The organism is Peribacillus sp. NPDC058075, from assembly GCF_042885195.1.
Lineage (GTDB): Bacteria > Bacillota > Bacilli > Bacillales > DSM-1321 > Peribacillus.
On sequence record NZ_JBHVSL010000001.1, the window covers coordinates 633,503 to 650,191 of the forward strand.

Consider the following 16,689-nt stretch of genomic DNA (forward strand, 5'->3'; position numbering starts at 1 on the left):
AAATCTTGATTTTATATTTTTAATCATTTAATTTTAATGAGTACTCATCAAGTCATCTGATGACTTAGAATTTTCGAATATGTAAGGGGTTTCAATTAACGGTTGTTTTCTGAATTTTTTTAAAAATCTATAGAAAATGGAGTCGAAATGAATGACATGGACACAAAACTTTACGCCGATCACCGATAATTTAGTTTTATCATCTCTTGCCGCACTCATTCCAATTCTATACTTTTTCTGGGCGCTTACCATCAAACGTATGAAAGGTTACATGGCAGGTATAACCACGTTGCTTGTAGCTCTCGCAGTCGCTGTATGGATATATGGAATGCCTGCAGGAAAAGCAGTGATGTCTGCTTCACAAGGAGCCGTATATGGGCTGCTCCCAATCGGGTGGATAATCATCACTTCTGTATTTTTGTACAAAATGACTGTTAAAAGCGGACAATTCAATATCATTCGTTCTTCGGTGCTTTCGCTTACGGAAGACCGCCGCCTTCAGGCATTATTGGTGGCATTTTCTTTCGGGGCCTTTTTAGAAGGTGCCGCGGGATTTGGGGCACCGGTTGCCATTTCAGCCGCGCTTTTGGTCGGTCTTGGATTTAATCCGCTATATGCAGCCGGAATTTGTTTGATCGCGAATACCGCTCCGGTAGCATTCGGGGCGGTTGGAATACCGATCATCGCCATGGAAGGCCCAACTGGCATAGCCGCCATGGAGATTTCAAAAATGGTCGGCCGCCAATTGCCATTCCTTTCGGCTTTCATTCCGCTATATCTCATTTTAATAATGACTGGGTGGAAAAGGTCGCTTGAAGTCTTGCCGGCCATTTTGGTTTCCGGATTTTCTTTTGCCATCACACAGTACTTAAGTTCAAATTTTCTTGGGCCGGAATTACCGGACATCCTTTCCGCGTTAGTGTCACTATTTGCATTGGCGATCTTCCTTAAATTTTGGAAACCTAAAACGATCTTTCGCTTTGCATCCGAGGAAACGGCAGCCACTGTCGAACCTTTATATACAGCCGAAGCGGAAACAAAATACACGAAATGGCAGATATTTTATGCTTGGTCACCATTCCTTCTGTTAACGCTTTTCATAACAATATGGGGGATGAACCCAATAAAGCCGGCACTCTCCGGACATTATGAAGGCAACAATGTGCTGCTTGGCGCAATCAATGAAATTGGGAAGCTATTAACCTTTCAAATCGAAGTCCCAGGTCTGCATAATGAAATAATCGGAAGCAATGGATTGCCGATTGCGGCTTTCTATAAAATAGAACTGCTCGGAGCAGCCGGGACTGCCATTTTACTGGCTGCAATCGTAACGAAGTTCATCGCACACATGTCTGCAAAAGACTTTTATAGAACCTTTGTTGAAGCGATGGAAGAGTTGGCAAAACCAATCTTGATGATTTCTACCGTGGTGGCCTTTGCCTATGTAACGAATGCTTCAGGAATGTCGACAACATTAGGGCTGACCCTTGCAAAATCGGGTGATTTATTTCCGTTCTTCGCACCGGTTCTCGGTTGGCTGGGTGTGTTCATTACCGGATCGGATACATCAGCTAACCTCTTATTTGGCAGTCTGCAAAAAGTGACCGCTCTTAAAGTCGGGATGGAACCGGTCCTGGCACTGGCGGCGAACTCTTCCGGAGGGGTCACCGGAAAGATGATTTCACCACAATCGATAGCGATTGCATGTGCTGCCGTTGGATTGGCGGGCAGGGAATCAGAATTATTGAGATTCACGCTCAAACATAGTCTTTTCTTATTGCTCCTTATTTGTGTGATTACCTTCTTGCAAAATGGCGTCCTTTCCTGGATGATTCCATAAGTAGAATGAGGCTCTCCTTTCATAGGGGAGCCTCGAAATATTTATCAAGCCTATACAAAAAAGGAGGAAATATCATGCAATTGGCAGCTGTGGCAGGAAAATTGGTTCATGAGGTCCGAAAACTGATTGAAGAGGAAATCATCATTATTGATCATGCTGGGACGATTATCGCCAGCACCGACAGCAGCCGTATTGGATCTTATCATGAAGGAGCCATCCACGCTTTCAACAATCGTGAGAAATTGATCATCAACAAACAGGATGAACGAAGTTGGAAAGGAGTGAAGGCAGGTATAAACCTGCCAATTTTTTTCAACCAGGAAGCCGTTTGTGTCATTGGAATTACAGGTGACCCCAAACATGTTTCCCCTTATGCGGAACTATTAAAAAAGATGACGGAGATGTTCATCCAGGAAAGCTATCATATTGAACAAGCAGAATCCCAATCACGCCTGATGGAATTCTTTGTATTTGAATGGTATCAGCTGCAGATGTTCAATGAGCATTTCCTTCAGAAGGCCAAGTTGCTTGGGGTCGATGTTCATGCAGACCGGATCATCACCGTTGGTGAATTCAAGACTGAGGAAATCATTGAACCTCATGTATGGAGAACGCTTCAGATATACATAAGACAGCAGCATCCCAATGACATCGCAGTCCGTTGGGGGAGGAACCAATTCGTCATTCTTTCAATAGCTGATTTCATCGGTTCAAAAAACCAGCAATTTAAGAAACTAAGTAACCTGCAAAAAAAGCTTGAAGAGAGTTCGGGCTATAAAGTGTGTGCAGGAGTTAGTTCGCGTGCATCGGGATCCGCTTTCAGGTCAGCGTTTTTTAAAGCGGAACGTTCCTTGAAAATCGCGTTTCCTTCATCGGGGATCATATTTGACGAGGACTTGAAGCTTGAGGTCCTGCTTGATGAAGTTACTGCTGAAACAAGACAGGAATATTTATCCCGGACGATTCAGGAGTTGCTTCCTAATGAGGAGCTGCTTAAAACCCTTTCCATGTATTTTGCATGTGATCTATCTTTGAAGGAGACCGCTATGGCCTTGCATATCCATATCAATACCCTCCATTACAGGCTCAAGCGCATAGAAGATTTGACCCGGTTGAATCCTAGGAAGCTAGATGATTTAGTCACTATGTATCTAGCAGTAAGTGTATTGGATAAACGTACAAATTAATTCTATGTAAAGCTCTAAACTCTGTATGTTCATACATAGAAGGCCGAGAGTTTTTTTCTTATACTTACATCATATAAAAAATCTCGAATTCCCTATGTTTATATGAGGAGGATGTACATGTTAACAAAGCAGGTTAAGCAGCTACTTCTTACCATCGTCGGTCAGGAGAATTACGATGAATCGAAAGTGGAATGCCTGGTCTATTCATATGATGCAACGCCAGGCTTTCAAGCGATGCCGGATGCTGTCATTAAACCGGGCAGCACAGCTGAAGTCGCAGCCATCGTCAAAGTTTGCAACGAATATAATGTTCCGATCGTTCCACGCGGGTCTGGGACGAATTTGAGCGGAGGCACCTGTCCGACAGAGGGGGGGCTTGTCCTTTTATTCAATCGGATGAATTCATTACTTGAAATAGATGAAGAGAACTTAACGGCGACCGTACAGCCTGGGCTCATCACATTGGACTTGATTTCAGCAGTTGAAGAAAAGGGATTGTTTTATCCTCCGGATCCAAGTTCGATGAAAATCTCCACGATTGGCGGCAACATTAATGAGAATTCTGGTGGACTGCGAGGATTAAAGTACGGAGTCACCCGTGATTATGTCATCGGGCTTGAAGTTGTCCTTCCGAATGGGGACATTATTCGAACAGGGGGCAAGCTTGCCAAAGACGTAGCCGGATATGATTTAACGAAACTATTTGTCGGATCTGAAGGGACCTTGGGAATCGTTACGGAAGCGATCCTAAAGCTGATCCCCATGCCAGAAACGACAAAGACGATGCTTGCCTTATACCAAGATCTGGATGCTGCAGCCCAGTCAGTGGCCAAGATCATTTCAAATAAGATCATTCCTGTTACATTGGAATTTCTGGATCGGCCGACTTTAATCGTTGTTGAGGACTTCGCGAAAATCGGTTTGCCCACCAATGTGGAAGCCGTCCTGCTGATTGAACAGGATGGTCCGCCGGAAGTGGTGGAACGTGATATGAAAAGGATGGCCGATATCTGTCTAGAGGAAAAGGCGGTTTCCGTGGAAATTGCCGAAACGGAATCTGACGCTGTCGCCTTGAAAACCGCAAGACGGACAGCCCTCTCTGCACTGGCACGCCTCAAACCGACGACCATTTTGGAAGATGCCACCGTTCCGCGGTCGGAAATTGCCAAAATGGTTAAAGCGATTAATGAGATCGCTGTCAAGCATAACGTGGACATTTGCACGTTCGGTCATGCTGGGGATGGGAACCTGCATCCAACATGCATTACCGACGCTCGTGATCATGAGGAAATGGAGAGGGTGGAGCTCGCTTTTGCTGACATTTTTGCCGCGGCTATCGACCTTGGCGGAACGATTACCGGTGAACATGGTGTAGGGGCGATGAAGGCCCCTTATCTTGAATGGAAGCTGAAGAAAGAAGGGATTGATGCCATGAGGGCGATTAAACAAGCTTTCGATCCCAATAACATCATGAATCCAGGCAAAGTATTTGCCAAGGAAACCAGGAAAAGGGTGGTGGTTACTTCATGACGACAGTTCAGGAAAGAGAAACCATTGCCATTCAATTCGCGGAAAAAATGAATGAAGATGAATTGTTGAATTGCATGCGCTGCGGCTTTTGCTTACCCCATTGCCCGACATACATAGAATCGGGGCTGAAGGAATCCCATTCACCAAGGGGCCGGATCGCACTCATGAAAGCGGTGGCCGATGGTGTGATTGAGCCTGATGAGGATGTAGAACGCTCGTTGAGTCTTTGCCTCGGCTGCAGGGCTTGTGAGCCTGTGTGTCCTTCAGGTGTGAAATATGGACATCTTCTTGAAGAAGCAAGGGATATCATCCATCAGAATAAAAAACACAGTTACCCTGTAAAAACGATCCGCAAGGCCGTTTTTAGCGGGTTATTCCCGCACCAGGAGCGAATGCAGGCAATGACGAGTTTGCTTGGCTTCTATCAGAGATCAGGACTGCAATACATGGCCCGGAAAACGGGAGTCCTCAACATGCTTCCGGATAATTTGGCAACCATGGAAAAAGTGCTGCCGAAAGTCCCGAAAAAATCAGAAATGAAAAATAGGCCAACCGAGCTGCCTGCAATCGGAACGCCGCTTAAAAAGGTGGCTTTCTTTTCCGGCTGCTTGATGGATACGATGTTTTTGGAAACGAACAAGGCGACACTAAAGCTTCTTCAGCTGGCCGGATGTGAAATCGTAATTCCAAAATCCCAGGCATGTTGCGGGGCGCTGCATGGGCACAGTGGCGAAAAAGAAGGTGCTAGGCAACTGGCCAAGCGAAATATAGAAGCTTTTGAAGCGGAGGAAGTTGATTATATTATTACGAATGCCGGCGGCTGCGGCGCTTTTCTCATAGATTATGACCATCTGCTCCAAACTGAACCGGAATGGCACGACCGTGCAATCGCATTTAAAAAAAAGCTGAAAGATATCAGCGAGATTCTCGTTGATTTGCGTTTTCAGGAAAAAGTACGCTTGAAACTGCCAGCTCAATCGGTAACTTTTCAGGATTCCTGCCATTTACGGAATGTAATGAACACCTCCTTGGCTCCGCGAATTCTCCTTCAATCGATAGAAGGAATCGATTTTAGGGAAATGAAGGATGCGGATCGGTGCTGCGGCTCAGCGGGGATTTATAATATTGTAGAATCAGAGATGTCGATGAATATTCTTGACTCTAAAATGGAGCACACGAAATCGACACAGGCAGATATTGTTGTCACGGCAAATCCTGGCTGTCTGTTGCAAATGCAATTGGGGATCGAGAGGGAGAACTTGGGGGATTGTACGAAAGCGGTGCATATTGCAGACCTGCTATTAAAGGCTGTGGCTTTATAATAGAAGAAAAGAAAAATGAAATAGCATTATTTGGTTAAACATTACATTTTTATAAATGGGGAAACCCTTGAAATGTCTGGATTTCAATTGAAAAAGCGTTCTGTGCTGAGAACAATTTGTAAATGATATAACATAAATGAAATATGAATTCCTCGTTTACTTAGGAACATGGCGGGTATTGTTTATACATAGCATCCACTAAACGAAACAACAAAACCTAAGGAGGAATGTAAATTGAATAAAACAGTATATGGAGTATATGAATCAAATGCAGAAGTAATCCAGGCAATAAATGCACTTAAGGCAAAGGGCTTTGAAGGGGACGATATCACGGTCGTCGCGGACAAGGAAGAAACATTGGATTTCACGAACACTCAACGCGAAACGGATGTTCATACAATGACGAATGTTCCTAACGACGAATCATTTATGGACAAGGTGGCACGCTTCTTCATGCCGGATGACACGGCAGACCTTTCAACAAGATTGGCGAATGCAGGCCTTTCGAATAGTGAAGCGGCTGAACATGTCTTTGATGTAGAAAATGGAAAAGTCCTGGTTCTTGTAGAAGAAGGGGAAGGCCATCTTGGAACGGCAAAAGATAAATTCACGACCGGAACAATGGACACTGCCGGTACAAGGCTTGATACTAACTCCACCAACCAACTATATAACGGCACTGAAAAAAACGATGCGTTAAATAAAGAAGATGTTTATGGAGTCAACGGACAAGGCCGTGAATTGCCTGAGGATGAAAGGACGCTTAAGCTTCGGGAAGAACAGCTGAACATTGACAAAGAAAGAGTTCAGACAGGTGAAGTCGTCATTAACAAAGAAGTCAATGAACAGCATAAAACGATTAATGTCCCTGTTGAACACGAAGAAGTGACAGTCGAGCATAGATCAGTTTCAGGACGTGAATCGGATCTGGAAACCGGAAGCATTGAAGATGGGGAAACATTACGGATTCCCGTAGTTGAAGAAAAATTGGAAGTTTCGAAAAAACCGGTCGTCACTGATGAAATTGTCATCAAGAAACATGCTGTACAAGAAACGGAACAAGTTCAGGATACTCTTAAAAAGGAAGATATCCAGTTTGATAGTACAGATGAATCGATTGTAAATGAGAAAAAGGCAACTGAACGTAGAACCGACCGCTTCTAAGAGTGAAGGAAATGGCCTGCAGTTTTTAAAACTGCAGGCTTCTTTTTGATTTTTAAAGACTTATTAAAGGTTCGAGCCTAGGGAAGGCAAGCCTTTTTGTTTAATTAGCACCCATTAGGGTATAAATACACATAAGAAGAAATATCGGAATAAGAGGAGGAGGAAGAAGCATGGGAAAAACATTATATGGTGTTTTTAATACGGAAAGAGAAATAATCCAGGCTATACAATCCCTCAAGGAAAAGGGGGTCCATGAAGGAGAAATAACGGTAATAGCTGATAGGAAAGAAGATTTGGATCTCGTCAATGAAAAGCATGATCTGGATGTCGACGTCGTTACTAACTCTAATGAGGATTCTTTCATTGATAAGATGAAACACTTTTTCCTGAACGAGGGTTCTGAAGATATAAGGAACCGACTAGGTGAGTTAGGGCTTGCCGATAGTGAAGCAACTGCTTATATAAATGAAGTGAAGGCTGGAAAATACTTGATTCTTTTAGATGAATCGGAAACCGTATCAGCACGGGATAACATAACTTCCAATCGCATGGAGGAAACGGACGAGCCTGCAGAGAATCCGCTTAAAACAGGTGTGGTGAACAATCCGGACCCGAACCTTTTTCCTGAAACAACAGCGAATGCCTATCAAACAGGGGAAGTGGAAGCACAGCCAGGCAGAAGCGAAGAACTCCATGGGAATTCTGCGAACATCTTTGGAAATGAAGAGCTGGATACAAAGCGAGCTCAACAAAGGGAAATCTGGGGGAACTCCACAGAAAAATTCAAGAAGAAAAAACCAGGGAATTATGAAGGAACACTAGCAAGCGACCCACATGCAGACCCGTTTTCTGCTGATACTGATAAAGCCCTTGATGCTCAAGGGTCACTGGATCGGACCGTGAGCCCGAATGCCAGCGGGCAGCAAGAGGAGGACTTGCAAGAAGGATACATCAAAAATCGAATTAATACCGACAAACTGTAATACGCAAAAAGAACAGCCTTCACAAGGCTGTTCTTCAGTTTGTGGTAAAGAGGGTTCGCAAAATATTTCTTTCATCAAATTATGTTCTCGAATCACCTGACCCAAAGCAACATCTTATACTCCTGTGATTTGATTTCAATCTAGTTGATTGGAGCAGGTGTGCGAGACTCTTGCGAGGAAGGCACGTCTAAGGGAGACCCCACAGGCGCAAACCGAGGAAGCACGCTGGACCCCCGCCAAAAGCAAGTGTCTGGCTTTAGGCAAAGGGTTTCCCCGTGCATTAGATAGGAATCTCCGCTATACTATTTGCTTGTTTATTGTTAAAGCAGCAAGGTATAATGACTAAGGAATTTTATTTTTAGTAGAGTAACAAGGAGAGGGAGAAACATGGAAAAAAACGTATATGGTGTTTTTGACTCTAATCCGGAACTACTTGCTGCAATTCAAGACTTAAAAGCTAAAGGCGTATCTGGCACCCAAATGACAGTGGCAGCTGATATAAAAAATGATGTGCAGCTTGGAAATGAACATACGGATATACTGATCATTGCCAATCAGGATAAGGAGGACACTCTTTTCTTGAAAATTTTCCACTACTTCACAGATGAAGGATCTGGAGATTTACGCAGCTTTTTCACGAAATACGGCTACTCTTATGATGAGACAAAAGCGATGCTTGAAGAAGTGAGCGCAAAAAAATTCATCTTGCTGCTAGATGAAGAAGTCTCCATTGAAGAACTGAAGTCTTGCGAAGCGAAATCAAAAAAATAACAGCCACTGAAGGCTGTTATTTTTTTAATCCTGATTCAAGAGCAGTGATCATTTCCTGTTTTTCCTGCTCGGATGAATTTTGCCAGATGACCTCGAATAATACTCCCAATCCAGGCAGCATTTTTTCCTCGCCATTTTGTATGGCATCGACAATCGTGTCTTCCAGCTGCTCTTGCGAATTTCCAGATACATTTTGGATGATCGCATTACGTAAGTTTAAATTCATAATTATTCCTCCCCTAACACATAATGACTGACATTAATAGCATTTCACAAACTCGCATGCAATATGTATGTGAATTGCGTTATAATAGGAAAATCAGTGTGAAGTTAAAGGAGCGTTTACCCTTGAAATATATCGAATCCGTAAAAAACCCGCAAGTTAAGCAATGGAAAAAACTTTTGACGAAAAAAGAACGAGATAAAACAGGTAAATATTTAGTCGAGGGTTTTCACCTAGTTGAAGAAGCCTTAAAAGAAGAAATCGTCTTGGAAGTGATCATCAATGAAGAAACTGAAATGCCTGCCCATTTTAAGGTGGAAGGCACAGAACTCATTTATGTGAAAAATGATATTATGAAGGCGATTTGTGATACCGAAGCCCCGCAGGGAATTGCTGCGGTTTGTGAACAGAAATCAACGAGCATGGCGTCCATCAATCCGGATAAACTATTGCTGATCGATGCCGTCCAAGATCCGGGGAATATTGGAACGATGATCAGGACAGCGGATGCAGCTGGAATCGATGCGGTCATACTTGGCGAAGGGTGTGCTGACCTGTATAATCCAAAAGTGGTCCGTTCGACGCAAGGGAGCCTCTTTCATATGCCGGTCATTAAAGGGAACCTTTCTGAAATCATCGATGAGCTGAAGCAAAGCGGCACACCGGTATATGGCACGGCATTAGAAGGTGCATCGCCATTTGAAGAAGTGGAAAAGTCTTCCCGATTTGCCCTGCTGGTCGGTAATGAAGGCCAAGGTGTATCGAAGGAATTACTGGTGAAAACGACTAAAAACCTTTATATTCCCATCTACGGAAAAAGCGAATCATTGAATGTGGGGATCGCTGCCGGGATTTTAATGTACCATTTACGAAAATCGATTTGAAACGGCCGAAGAATTATAATATAATAAAACAGAATTTTATAATGATAACAACGATGACAAAGAGTAGTAGGTTAAGTTAACCATATCCAGGGAGAAAATGCCTTGACTGAAAGCATTTTTATGGCACTGCTTAAGTGAATTCACCTTTCGAGTTGGCATTGGGAAGACAGGGTGTCTGAAAAATGTTCCGGTGAAGAGCCGTTATTTTTAATGAAGTGAGTGCAGAAGTTTTTTTGTTTATGCACTAATAAGGGTGGTACCGCGATACATAAACCTCGTCCCTTTAGGGATCGGGGTTTTTTTGTGTTCATTTTTACAAAAGGAAAATAAAGGAGGAAGACATGATGCAGGAACGTTTACTAGAACTGCAGGAAGAAGCGTTGCAAAAAGTTGCCGCCGCTTCCGAATTGAAAGAACTGAATGAAGTCCGTGTTGCTTATTTAGGGAAAAAAGGGCCAATCACCGAGGTATTGCGCGGCATGGGTAAATTATCTGCCGAAGAACGCCCGAAAATCGGGGCACTAGCCAATGATGTACGGGAAGCGATCGCAACAAAGATCGAGGAGAAACAAAAAGCACTTGAAACGGCGGCAGTCAATGCAAAGCTAGCAACTGAAACGATTGACGTCACACTTCCTGGACGTCCGGTTAACAAGGGGAATCTACACCCTTTAACACGTGTTGTCGAAGAAATCGAAGACTTATTCATCGGTATGGGTTATACCGTTGCGGAAGGTCCTGAAGTCGAAAGCGACTACTACAACTTCGAGGCACTTAACTTGCCAAAAAGCCATCCGGCACGTGATATGCAGGATTCGTTCTACATAACGGATGAAATCCTGATGCGTACGCACACTTCACCTGTTCAAGCCAGAACGATGGAAAGACATAAAGGTCAAGGTCCTGTTAAAATCATTTGCCCAGGAAAAGTTTATCGCCGTGATAACGATGATGCGACACACTCCCATCAATTCCAGCAAATTGAGGGCTTGGTCATCGATGAGAACATCAGCATGAGCGACCTGAAAGGAACACTGGACGTATTTGCGAAAAAAGTATTCGGGCAAGACCGTGAAATCCGTCTTCGTCCTAGTTTCTTCCCATTTACGGAGCCTTCCGTCGAAGTGGATATTTCTTGTAAAATCTGCGGCGGTAAAGGCTGCAGCGTTTGTAAACAAACAGGCTGGATCGAAGTGCTTGGCGGCGGGATCGTTCATCCGAACGTCCTAGAAATGGCTGGCTTCGATTCCAAGAAATATTCAGGATTCGCATTTGGAATCGGCGTGGAACGGATTGCCATGTTAAAGTACGGCGTGGATGATATCCGTCATTTCTATACGAATGATGTTCGATTCTTAAAACAATTCAACCATCACGAAGCATAAATTTTTTATTTTGAAAAGGAGGACCTACCATGTTTGTGTCATATAAATGGTTACAAGATTATGTTGACCTTTCAGGCATCAATGCGACGGAGCTAGCTGACAAAATCACGAAAAGCGGCATTGAGGTTGAAGGGGTGGAAAAGAAAAGTGAAGGGCTAAAAGGGGTCGTCATCGGGCATGTCATTGAACGTGAACAGCATCCAAATGCGGATAAATTGAATAAATGCCAAGTTGATATCGGGGCCGAAAATCCCGTTCAAATCATCTGTGGAGCACCGAATGTCGATAAAGGCCAAAAAGTCGCAGTCGCTACTGTTGGCGCAGTCCTTCCAGGTAATTTCAAAATCAAGAAAGCGAAACTTCGCGGAGAGGAATCGCACGGGATGATTTGCTCGCTTCAGGAATTGGGCTTCGAATCCAAGCTCGTTTCCAAGGATTATGCTACAGGCATCTTCGTCTTCCCTAATGATGTGGAAGTAGGGAAAGATGCATTGGAGGAACTTGGTTTAAGTGATGAAGTGCTGGAACTTGGGCTGACTCCAAACCGTTCCGACGCATTGAGCATGCTTGGTGTTGCATACGAAGTGGGAGCCATTCTAGGCCGGGAAGTGAAATGGCCGGTTGTCGAGAAAGAAGAGGCAGCTGAAAAAGCAACGGATTATATCAGTGTCAAAGTTGAAGCGAAAGAAGATAACCCGATATACCTGGCTAAAATCATCAAGGATGTCAAAATCGGACCCTCACCGCTTTGGATGCAGACTAGGTTGATGTCTGCAGGTATCCGACCTCATAATAATGTGGTGGATATCACGAACTACATTTTACTTGAATACGGCCAACCGCTCCATGCCTTTGATTATGACCGCTTTGGTTCAAAGGAAATTGTCATCCGCAGAGCGAAGGATGCTGAAAAAATCGTAACATTGGATGAAGCGGAACGCACTTTGACACCTGACCATTTAGTGATCACAAATGGCAGCGAGCCAGTAGCGATAGCAGGTGTGATGGGCGGAGCAGATTCCGAAGTGAAAAATGATACGACGAACATCATTATTGAAAGTGCATATTTTGCAGGTACTGTAGTTCGTAAAGCTTCAAAGGACCATGGATTACGCAGTGAAGCTAGTGCCCGCTTTGAAAAAGGTGTCGATCCGGCCCGTGTACGTGAAGCTGGAGAACGTGCTGCACAATTGATTGCACAATATGCAGGCGGAACAGTCTTACAAGGAGCAGCAGAAGTTGATGAATTGACTATGGAACCTGCGGTCATTAGCATCACTCTTGAAAAAATCAACACACTTCTTGGAACAAGCATGACCGTATCCGTTGTGGAATCGATTTTCAAACGTCTGCAATTTGGCGTTGAACTTGACAATGAAACATTCACAATCACAGTCCCGACGCGCCGTGGTGATATTACGATTGAAGCTGATTTAGTCGAAGAGGCTGCACGTTTATTTGGATATGATAACATTCCCGCTACACTGCCGATTGGTGCTGCTACTCCAGGCCAATTGACAGACTATCAAATTAAACGGCGGAAGGCACGCCGTACACTTGAAGGCGCAGGCCTTTATCAAGCGGTGACCTATTCACTGACAAGCCAGGAAAAAGCGTCCCAATTTGCACTGGGAGCAAGAGAATCCATACGATTAGCAATGCCAATGAGTGAAGAACGGAGCCAGCTGCGTTTAAGCATCGTGCCTCAATTGCTGGAAGTCGTGAAATATAACAATGCCCGCCAAATTGATTCACTGGCACTGTATGAAATCGGTTCTGTATTCTTTAAGCGTGACGAACAAGAACTGCCTGAAGAAAAAGAACATATTGCTGGAGCAATCACAGGCCTATGGGAGTCACATCTATGGCAAGGTGAAAAGAAACCAGTGGATTTCTTTGTAGCCAAAGGCGTGATCGAAGCATTATTCGACACACTTGGATTAGCTGATCAAATCAGTTATCGCCAAGCGGAAATCAACGACATGCATCCAGGACGGACAGCGGAAGTACTATTGAATGATGAAATGATTGGCTTTATCGGCCAAGTGCACCCAACTGTCCAAAAAGACTTGGATATTAAAGAAACATACATTTTCGAACTTTCCTTAAAAGCATTGGCTGAAGCCGAAGTCGCGCCGATTGCGTACCAAACCATTCCGCGCTATCCATCAACCACACGCGATATCGCGCTCGTTGTGGATCAAGCTACGAAAGCCGGTAACATTCAGGATATTATTGAAGAAGCCGGTGGTAAACTGCTGAAAGAAGTAAGCATCTTCGACCTATACGAAGGTGAAAGAATGGAGGAAGGCAAGAAATCCATTGCCTACTCACTGAAATACTTCGACCCGGAACGTACACTGACGGACGAGGACATTACAAAAGCACATGATAAAGTGCTTGAAGCCGTTAAAGAAAAAGCCGGCGCAGAGCTAAGAGGATAAAACAAAAAAACAGCTCCCTGAAACAGGAGAGCTGTCTTTTTTGGATTTTACGAGTAAAAGGCGTAAACTCACGAGTAAATCGTGTGAATTCACGAGTAAATGGTGCGAACCCACGAGTAAATGGCGTGAATTCACGAGTAAAAGGCTCAAACCCACGAGTAAATCGTGTGAATTCACGAGTAAATGGTGCGAACCCACGAGTAAAAGGCTCAAACCCACGAGTAAATCGTAAATTTACGAGTAAATCGTGTGAATTCACGAGTAAATGGTGCGAACCCACGGGTAAATCGTAAATTCACGAGTAAAAGGCGAGAATTCACGAGTAAATGATGCGAACTCACGAGTAAAAGGCGCAAACTCACGAGTAAAACGCAAATTCACGAGTAAAATGATGCGAACTCACGAGTAAAACGCAAATTCACGAGTAAAAGGAGCGAACTCACGAGTAAATAGCGCAAACTCACGAGTAAAAGGCTCAAACCCACGAGTAAATCGTAAATTTACGAGTAAATCGTGTGAATTCACGAGTAAATGGTGCGAACTCACGAGTAAAACGCAAATTCACGAGTAAAAGGAGCGAACTCACGAGTAAATGGCGTAAACTCACGAGTAAAAGGTGCAAACTCACGAGTAAAATGGTGCGAACCCACGGGTAAATCGTAAATTCACGAGTAAATAGCGCAAATTCACGAGTAAAAGGCGAGAATTCACGAGTAAATGATGCGAACTCACGAGTAAAAGGCGCAAACTCACGAGTAAAACGCAAATTCACGAGTAAAAGGCGAGAATTCACGAGTAAATGATGCGAACCCACGGGTAAATCGTAAATTCACGAGTAAAAGGAGCGAACTCACGAGTAAATGGCGTAAACTCACGAGTAAAACGCAAATTCACGAGTAAAACGCAAATTCACGAGTAAATGATGCGAACCCATGAGTAAATAGCGCAAACTCACGAGAAAAAGGCAGCTTTTCCAAAAGATCAGCCGCTTTCTTCTATTATTTATGATATTTCTGTTGATATAGACGCTTTGCTTTTTCTGTATTGGCGAAGTGGGTTTTCGTGAATTCGTTTAATGAATCGATTCCTTTTTCATGAATCAATCTTGCGGCCGCTTCATCGACTGCAAATCCTGCTCCTTTAGGGATTTTGAATCCGGCTTTTTCACTCAGCAAGTCAAAGCGTTTCACGAAAGCATATCGGGCCAGGATGGATGCGGCTGCTACTCCAAGGTGTATGCCTTCCGCTTTTGTGCATAGATAGGTGGCTTTAGCTTGAAATAGTTCTTGCCCTTTTAGGTAGTTGAAAAATACCTCTGGTTGAGCGAATTGATCAATAAGGACCGCTTCCGCTTGCTCCGGGTGGATTTTTTGCATGAGATTCTTGATTGCTTGGTTATGGAGGAGTGCCTTCATTTTTCCTTGTGACATTCCCTTTGCCTGAAGCGTATTATATTTCGGGTTGTCGCATGTGAGCAGGCTGAATGGCACTACATCCTTAATCTGTTTGGCAATTTCGATGATCTGTGGATCTTTGAGATTTTTGGAATCCTGGACACCAAGCTCCTTTAATAGGGCTAGTTGCTCCTTTTTTGCATATACGGCTACGACGGTGATCGGGCCGAAATAGTCTCCTGTTCCGACCTCATCGGATCCAATCACAGACATGGTCCCGATATTTGCAGGCGGCGAATATCGATGGACATTGACTGATGCAGAGGATGCCGTTTTTTTCTTTGGAGCAGCAGCAGTGGTGCCATTTTGCCATTTTACCGCTTCTAGTTCGGCATTTTTACCCTGAAAAAGCACCTTTCCAGATTTATAGGCGGTCACCGTACATAGCGGCGGTTTGGCGGAAAAGACGCTCCCGGGCGGCAGCTTGGCGGCCAAGGATGAAGAATAGTGGGACTTCATCGCCTTTATTTGTTCAGGGCTGATAAGTAAAACAACATGGGACATAATGGGTAAGCTCCTAACTTCATTTTGTTTATTAGGTAATCTTCTTCTTAAAATTCGTTTTTGTTTGACAAATTATTGAAATTTTTATGCGATAAATGACGATGTACTCTCTTTCATGACGAAAAACTTCGTGATATGATAGAATTAGGATTGTTTAGATTGGGGGCATCATTTTGTCAGACGATAAACGAAATAAAACAACAGTTGATATATACGGACAACCATATACAATCGTCGGCACAGAAAGCGCAAGTCATATGCGCCTGGTCGCTTCGATGGTTGACGAAAAAATGAGAGAGATCAGGATGAAAAATCCATACTTGGATACAAGTAAGCTAGCGGTGCTAACGGCCGTGAATACCATCCACGAATATATTAAATTAAAAGATGAACTAGACCAGCTTCAACTGGAATTAAAGAGAGAGAAGGACTGAGTACATGCTTGATTTAGCAATTCTGGCCATTCTTTTAATCGGTTTATTAATCGGTTTAAAGCGTGGCTTCATTTTACAAATGGTTCATATGACAGGGTTCATAGTAGCCTTCATCGTCGCCTATGTATTTTACGGAGATCTTGCTCCCAATCTGAAATTGTGGATTCCGTTTCCAACGATGGGTGATTCCTCGACCCTTAATATGTTTTTCGATACAGTCGGGCTTGATACGGCGTATTACAATGCAATTGCCTTTGCAATCATTTTCTTTGCTGCCAAGATACTTTGGCAGATGATAGGATCCATGCTCAACTTCATTACCCATCTTCCGATATTAAAGCAGCTGAATCGCTGGGGTGGAGGGATATTGGGTTTTCTCGAAGTCTATCTTATCATGTTTATTATATTATATATAGCTGCCATGCTGCCAATGGATTCCATCCAGAAACCATTAACGGGCTCATTTCTGGCAGAATCGATCGTGAAACATACGCCGTTCCTTTCCGAGCAAGTGAAGGAACTTTGGTTTCATGATCTAAAACAATCTTAATGTCAGTATAAGTG

General features: G+C 43.7%; 16 protein-coding genes and 1 other annotated feature. Of the genes, 12 read left to right on the forward strand and 4 right to left on the reverse strand.

All coding sequences use genetic code 11. The annotated features are described in order from the left end of the window. The first annotated feature begins 151 nt into the window (after positions 1-151). The 7 genes from ACFVS1_RS03230 (at position 152) to ACFVS1_RS03260 (ending at position 8,797) form a co-directional block, all read left to right on the forward strand. A complete protein-coding gene (locus ACFVS1_RS03230) occupies positions 152-1,840 on the forward strand; it encodes an L-lactate permease (RefSeq protein WP_387545096.1) in 1,689 nt (562 codons plus the stop codon). A gap of 74 nt (positions 1,841-1,914) precedes the next feature. Beyond that, positions 1,915-3,027: a PucR family transcriptional regulator gene (locus ACFVS1_RS03235; RefSeq protein ID WP_387545098.1), complete on the forward strand. Its 1,113-nt coding sequence runs from the start codon at positions 1,915-1,917 to the stop codon at positions 3,025-3,027. Positions 3,028-3,144: 117 nt separating this feature from the next. Beyond that, positions 3,145-4,557, forward strand: a complete 1,413-nt coding sequence (gene glcD, locus ACFVS1_RS03240; protein WP_387545099.1) for a glycolate oxidase subunit GlcD — start codon at positions 3,145-3,147, stop codon at positions 4,555-4,557. Then, the gene (locus tag ACFVS1_RS03245) at positions 4,554-5,879 is read left to right on the forward strand and encodes a (Fe-S)-binding protein (protein ID WP_387545101.1); all 1,326 of its coding nucleotides are present in this window, start codon (positions 4,554-4,556) and stop codon (positions 5,877-5,879) included. The genes glcD and ACFVS1_RS03245 overlap by 4 nt, the downstream gene beginning before the upstream one ends. Positions 5,880-6,113: 234 nt before the next feature. After that, the gene (locus tag ACFVS1_RS03250) at positions 6,114-7,043 is read left to right on the forward strand and encodes a YsnF/AvaK domain-containing protein (RefSeq protein ID WP_352919321.1); all 930 of its coding nucleotides are present in this window, start codon (positions 6,114-6,116) and stop codon (positions 7,041-7,043) included. A 170-nt stretch (positions 7,044-7,213) separates the two neighbouring features. Continuing rightward, positions 7,214-8,026, forward strand: coding sequence for a YflT domain-containing protein (locus ACFVS1_RS03255; RefSeq protein ID WP_387545103.1), 813 nt, complete (start codon positions 7,214-7,216; stop codon positions 8,024-8,026). A gap of 387 nt (positions 8,027-8,413) precedes the next feature. Then, positions 8,414-8,797: a general stress protein gene (locus tag ACFVS1_RS03260; protein WP_352919327.1), complete on the forward strand. Its 384-nt coding sequence runs from the start codon at positions 8,414-8,416 to the stop codon at positions 8,795-8,797. A 16-nt stretch (positions 8,798-8,813) separates the two neighbouring features. Here ACFVS1_RS03260 and sspI read toward each other — a convergent pair whose 3' ends face one another. After that, positions 8,814-9,023 (reverse strand): small acid-soluble spore protein SspI, encoded by a 210-nt coding sequence (gene sspI / locus ACFVS1_RS03265; RefSeq protein WP_076364828.1) that lies wholly within the window; start codon positions 9,021-9,023, stop codon positions 8,814-8,816. Positions 9,024-9,145: 122 nt separating this feature from the next. Between sspI and ACFVS1_RS03270 the strand changes: the two genes are divergently transcribed. The 3 genes from ACFVS1_RS03270 (at position 9,146) to pheT (ending at position 13,733) form a co-directional block, all read left to right on the forward strand. Beyond that, positions 9,146-9,904, forward strand: a complete 759-nt coding sequence (locus ACFVS1_RS03270; RefSeq protein WP_352919331.1) for a TrmH family RNA methyltransferase — start codon at positions 9,146-9,148, stop codon at positions 9,902-9,904. Positions 9,905-9,948: 44 nt separating this feature from the next. Beyond that, positions 9,949-10,190, forward strand: a binding site (T-box leader). Positions 10,191-10,248: 58 nt separating this feature from the next. Next, positions 10,249-11,289 carry a phenylalanine--tRNA ligase subunit alpha gene (gene pheS / locus ACFVS1_RS03275; protein WP_387545106.1) on the forward strand — a complete coding sequence of 347 codons (1,041 nt, stop codon included), beginning with the start codon at positions 10,249-10,251 and terminating at the stop codon, positions 11,287-11,289. A 29-nt stretch (positions 11,290-11,318) separates the two neighbouring features. Further along, positions 11,319-13,733 carry a phenylalanine--tRNA ligase subunit beta gene (pheT, locus tag ACFVS1_RS03280; protein ID WP_387545107.1) on the forward strand — a complete coding sequence of 805 codons (2,415 nt, stop codon included), beginning with the start codon at positions 11,319-11,321 and terminating at the stop codon, positions 13,731-13,733. On the opposite strand, the gene ACFVS1_RS03285 is transcribed toward pheT, so the two are convergent. The 3 genes from ACFVS1_RS03285 to rnhC all read right to left on the reverse strand — a co-directional run bounded on the left by ACFVS1_RS03285 (position 13,699) and on the right by rnhC (position 15,691). After that, positions 13,699-14,013, reverse strand: a complete 315-nt coding sequence (locus tag ACFVS1_RS03285) for a hypothetical protein (RefSeq protein ID WP_387545109.1) — start codon at positions 14,011-14,013, stop codon at positions 13,699-13,701. The two genes, pheT and ACFVS1_RS03285, sit on opposite strands and share 35 nt — an antisense overlap. Before the next feature lie 195 nt (positions 14,014-14,208). Then, entirely contained in the window at positions 14,209-14,547 is a 339-nt protein-coding gene (locus ACFVS1_RS03290; protein ID WP_387545111.1) for a hypothetical protein, read from the reverse strand. 184 nt (positions 14,548-14,731) lie between these two features. Continuing rightward, complete coding sequence (rnhC, locus tag ACFVS1_RS03295; RefSeq protein WP_387545113.1) at positions 14,732-15,691, reverse strand: ribonuclease HIII; 960 nt, start codon at positions 15,689-15,691, stop codon at positions 14,732-14,734. A 173-nt stretch (positions 15,692-15,864) separates the two neighbouring features. On the opposite strand from rnhC, the gene zapA reads away from it, so the two are divergent. Both zapA and ACFVS1_RS03305 read left to right on the forward strand, forming a co-directional pair. Then, the gene (zapA, locus tag ACFVS1_RS03300; RefSeq protein WP_048678967.1) at positions 15,865-16,125 is read left to right on the forward strand and encodes a cell division protein ZapA; all 261 of its coding nucleotides are present in this window, start codon (positions 15,865-15,867) and stop codon (positions 16,123-16,125) included. A gap of 4 nt (positions 16,126-16,129) precedes the next feature. Continuing rightward, entirely contained in the window at positions 16,130-16,675 is a 546-nt protein-coding gene (locus ACFVS1_RS03305) for a CvpA family protein (protein WP_352919349.1), read from the forward strand. Positions 16,676-16,689 lie beyond the last annotated feature (14 nt).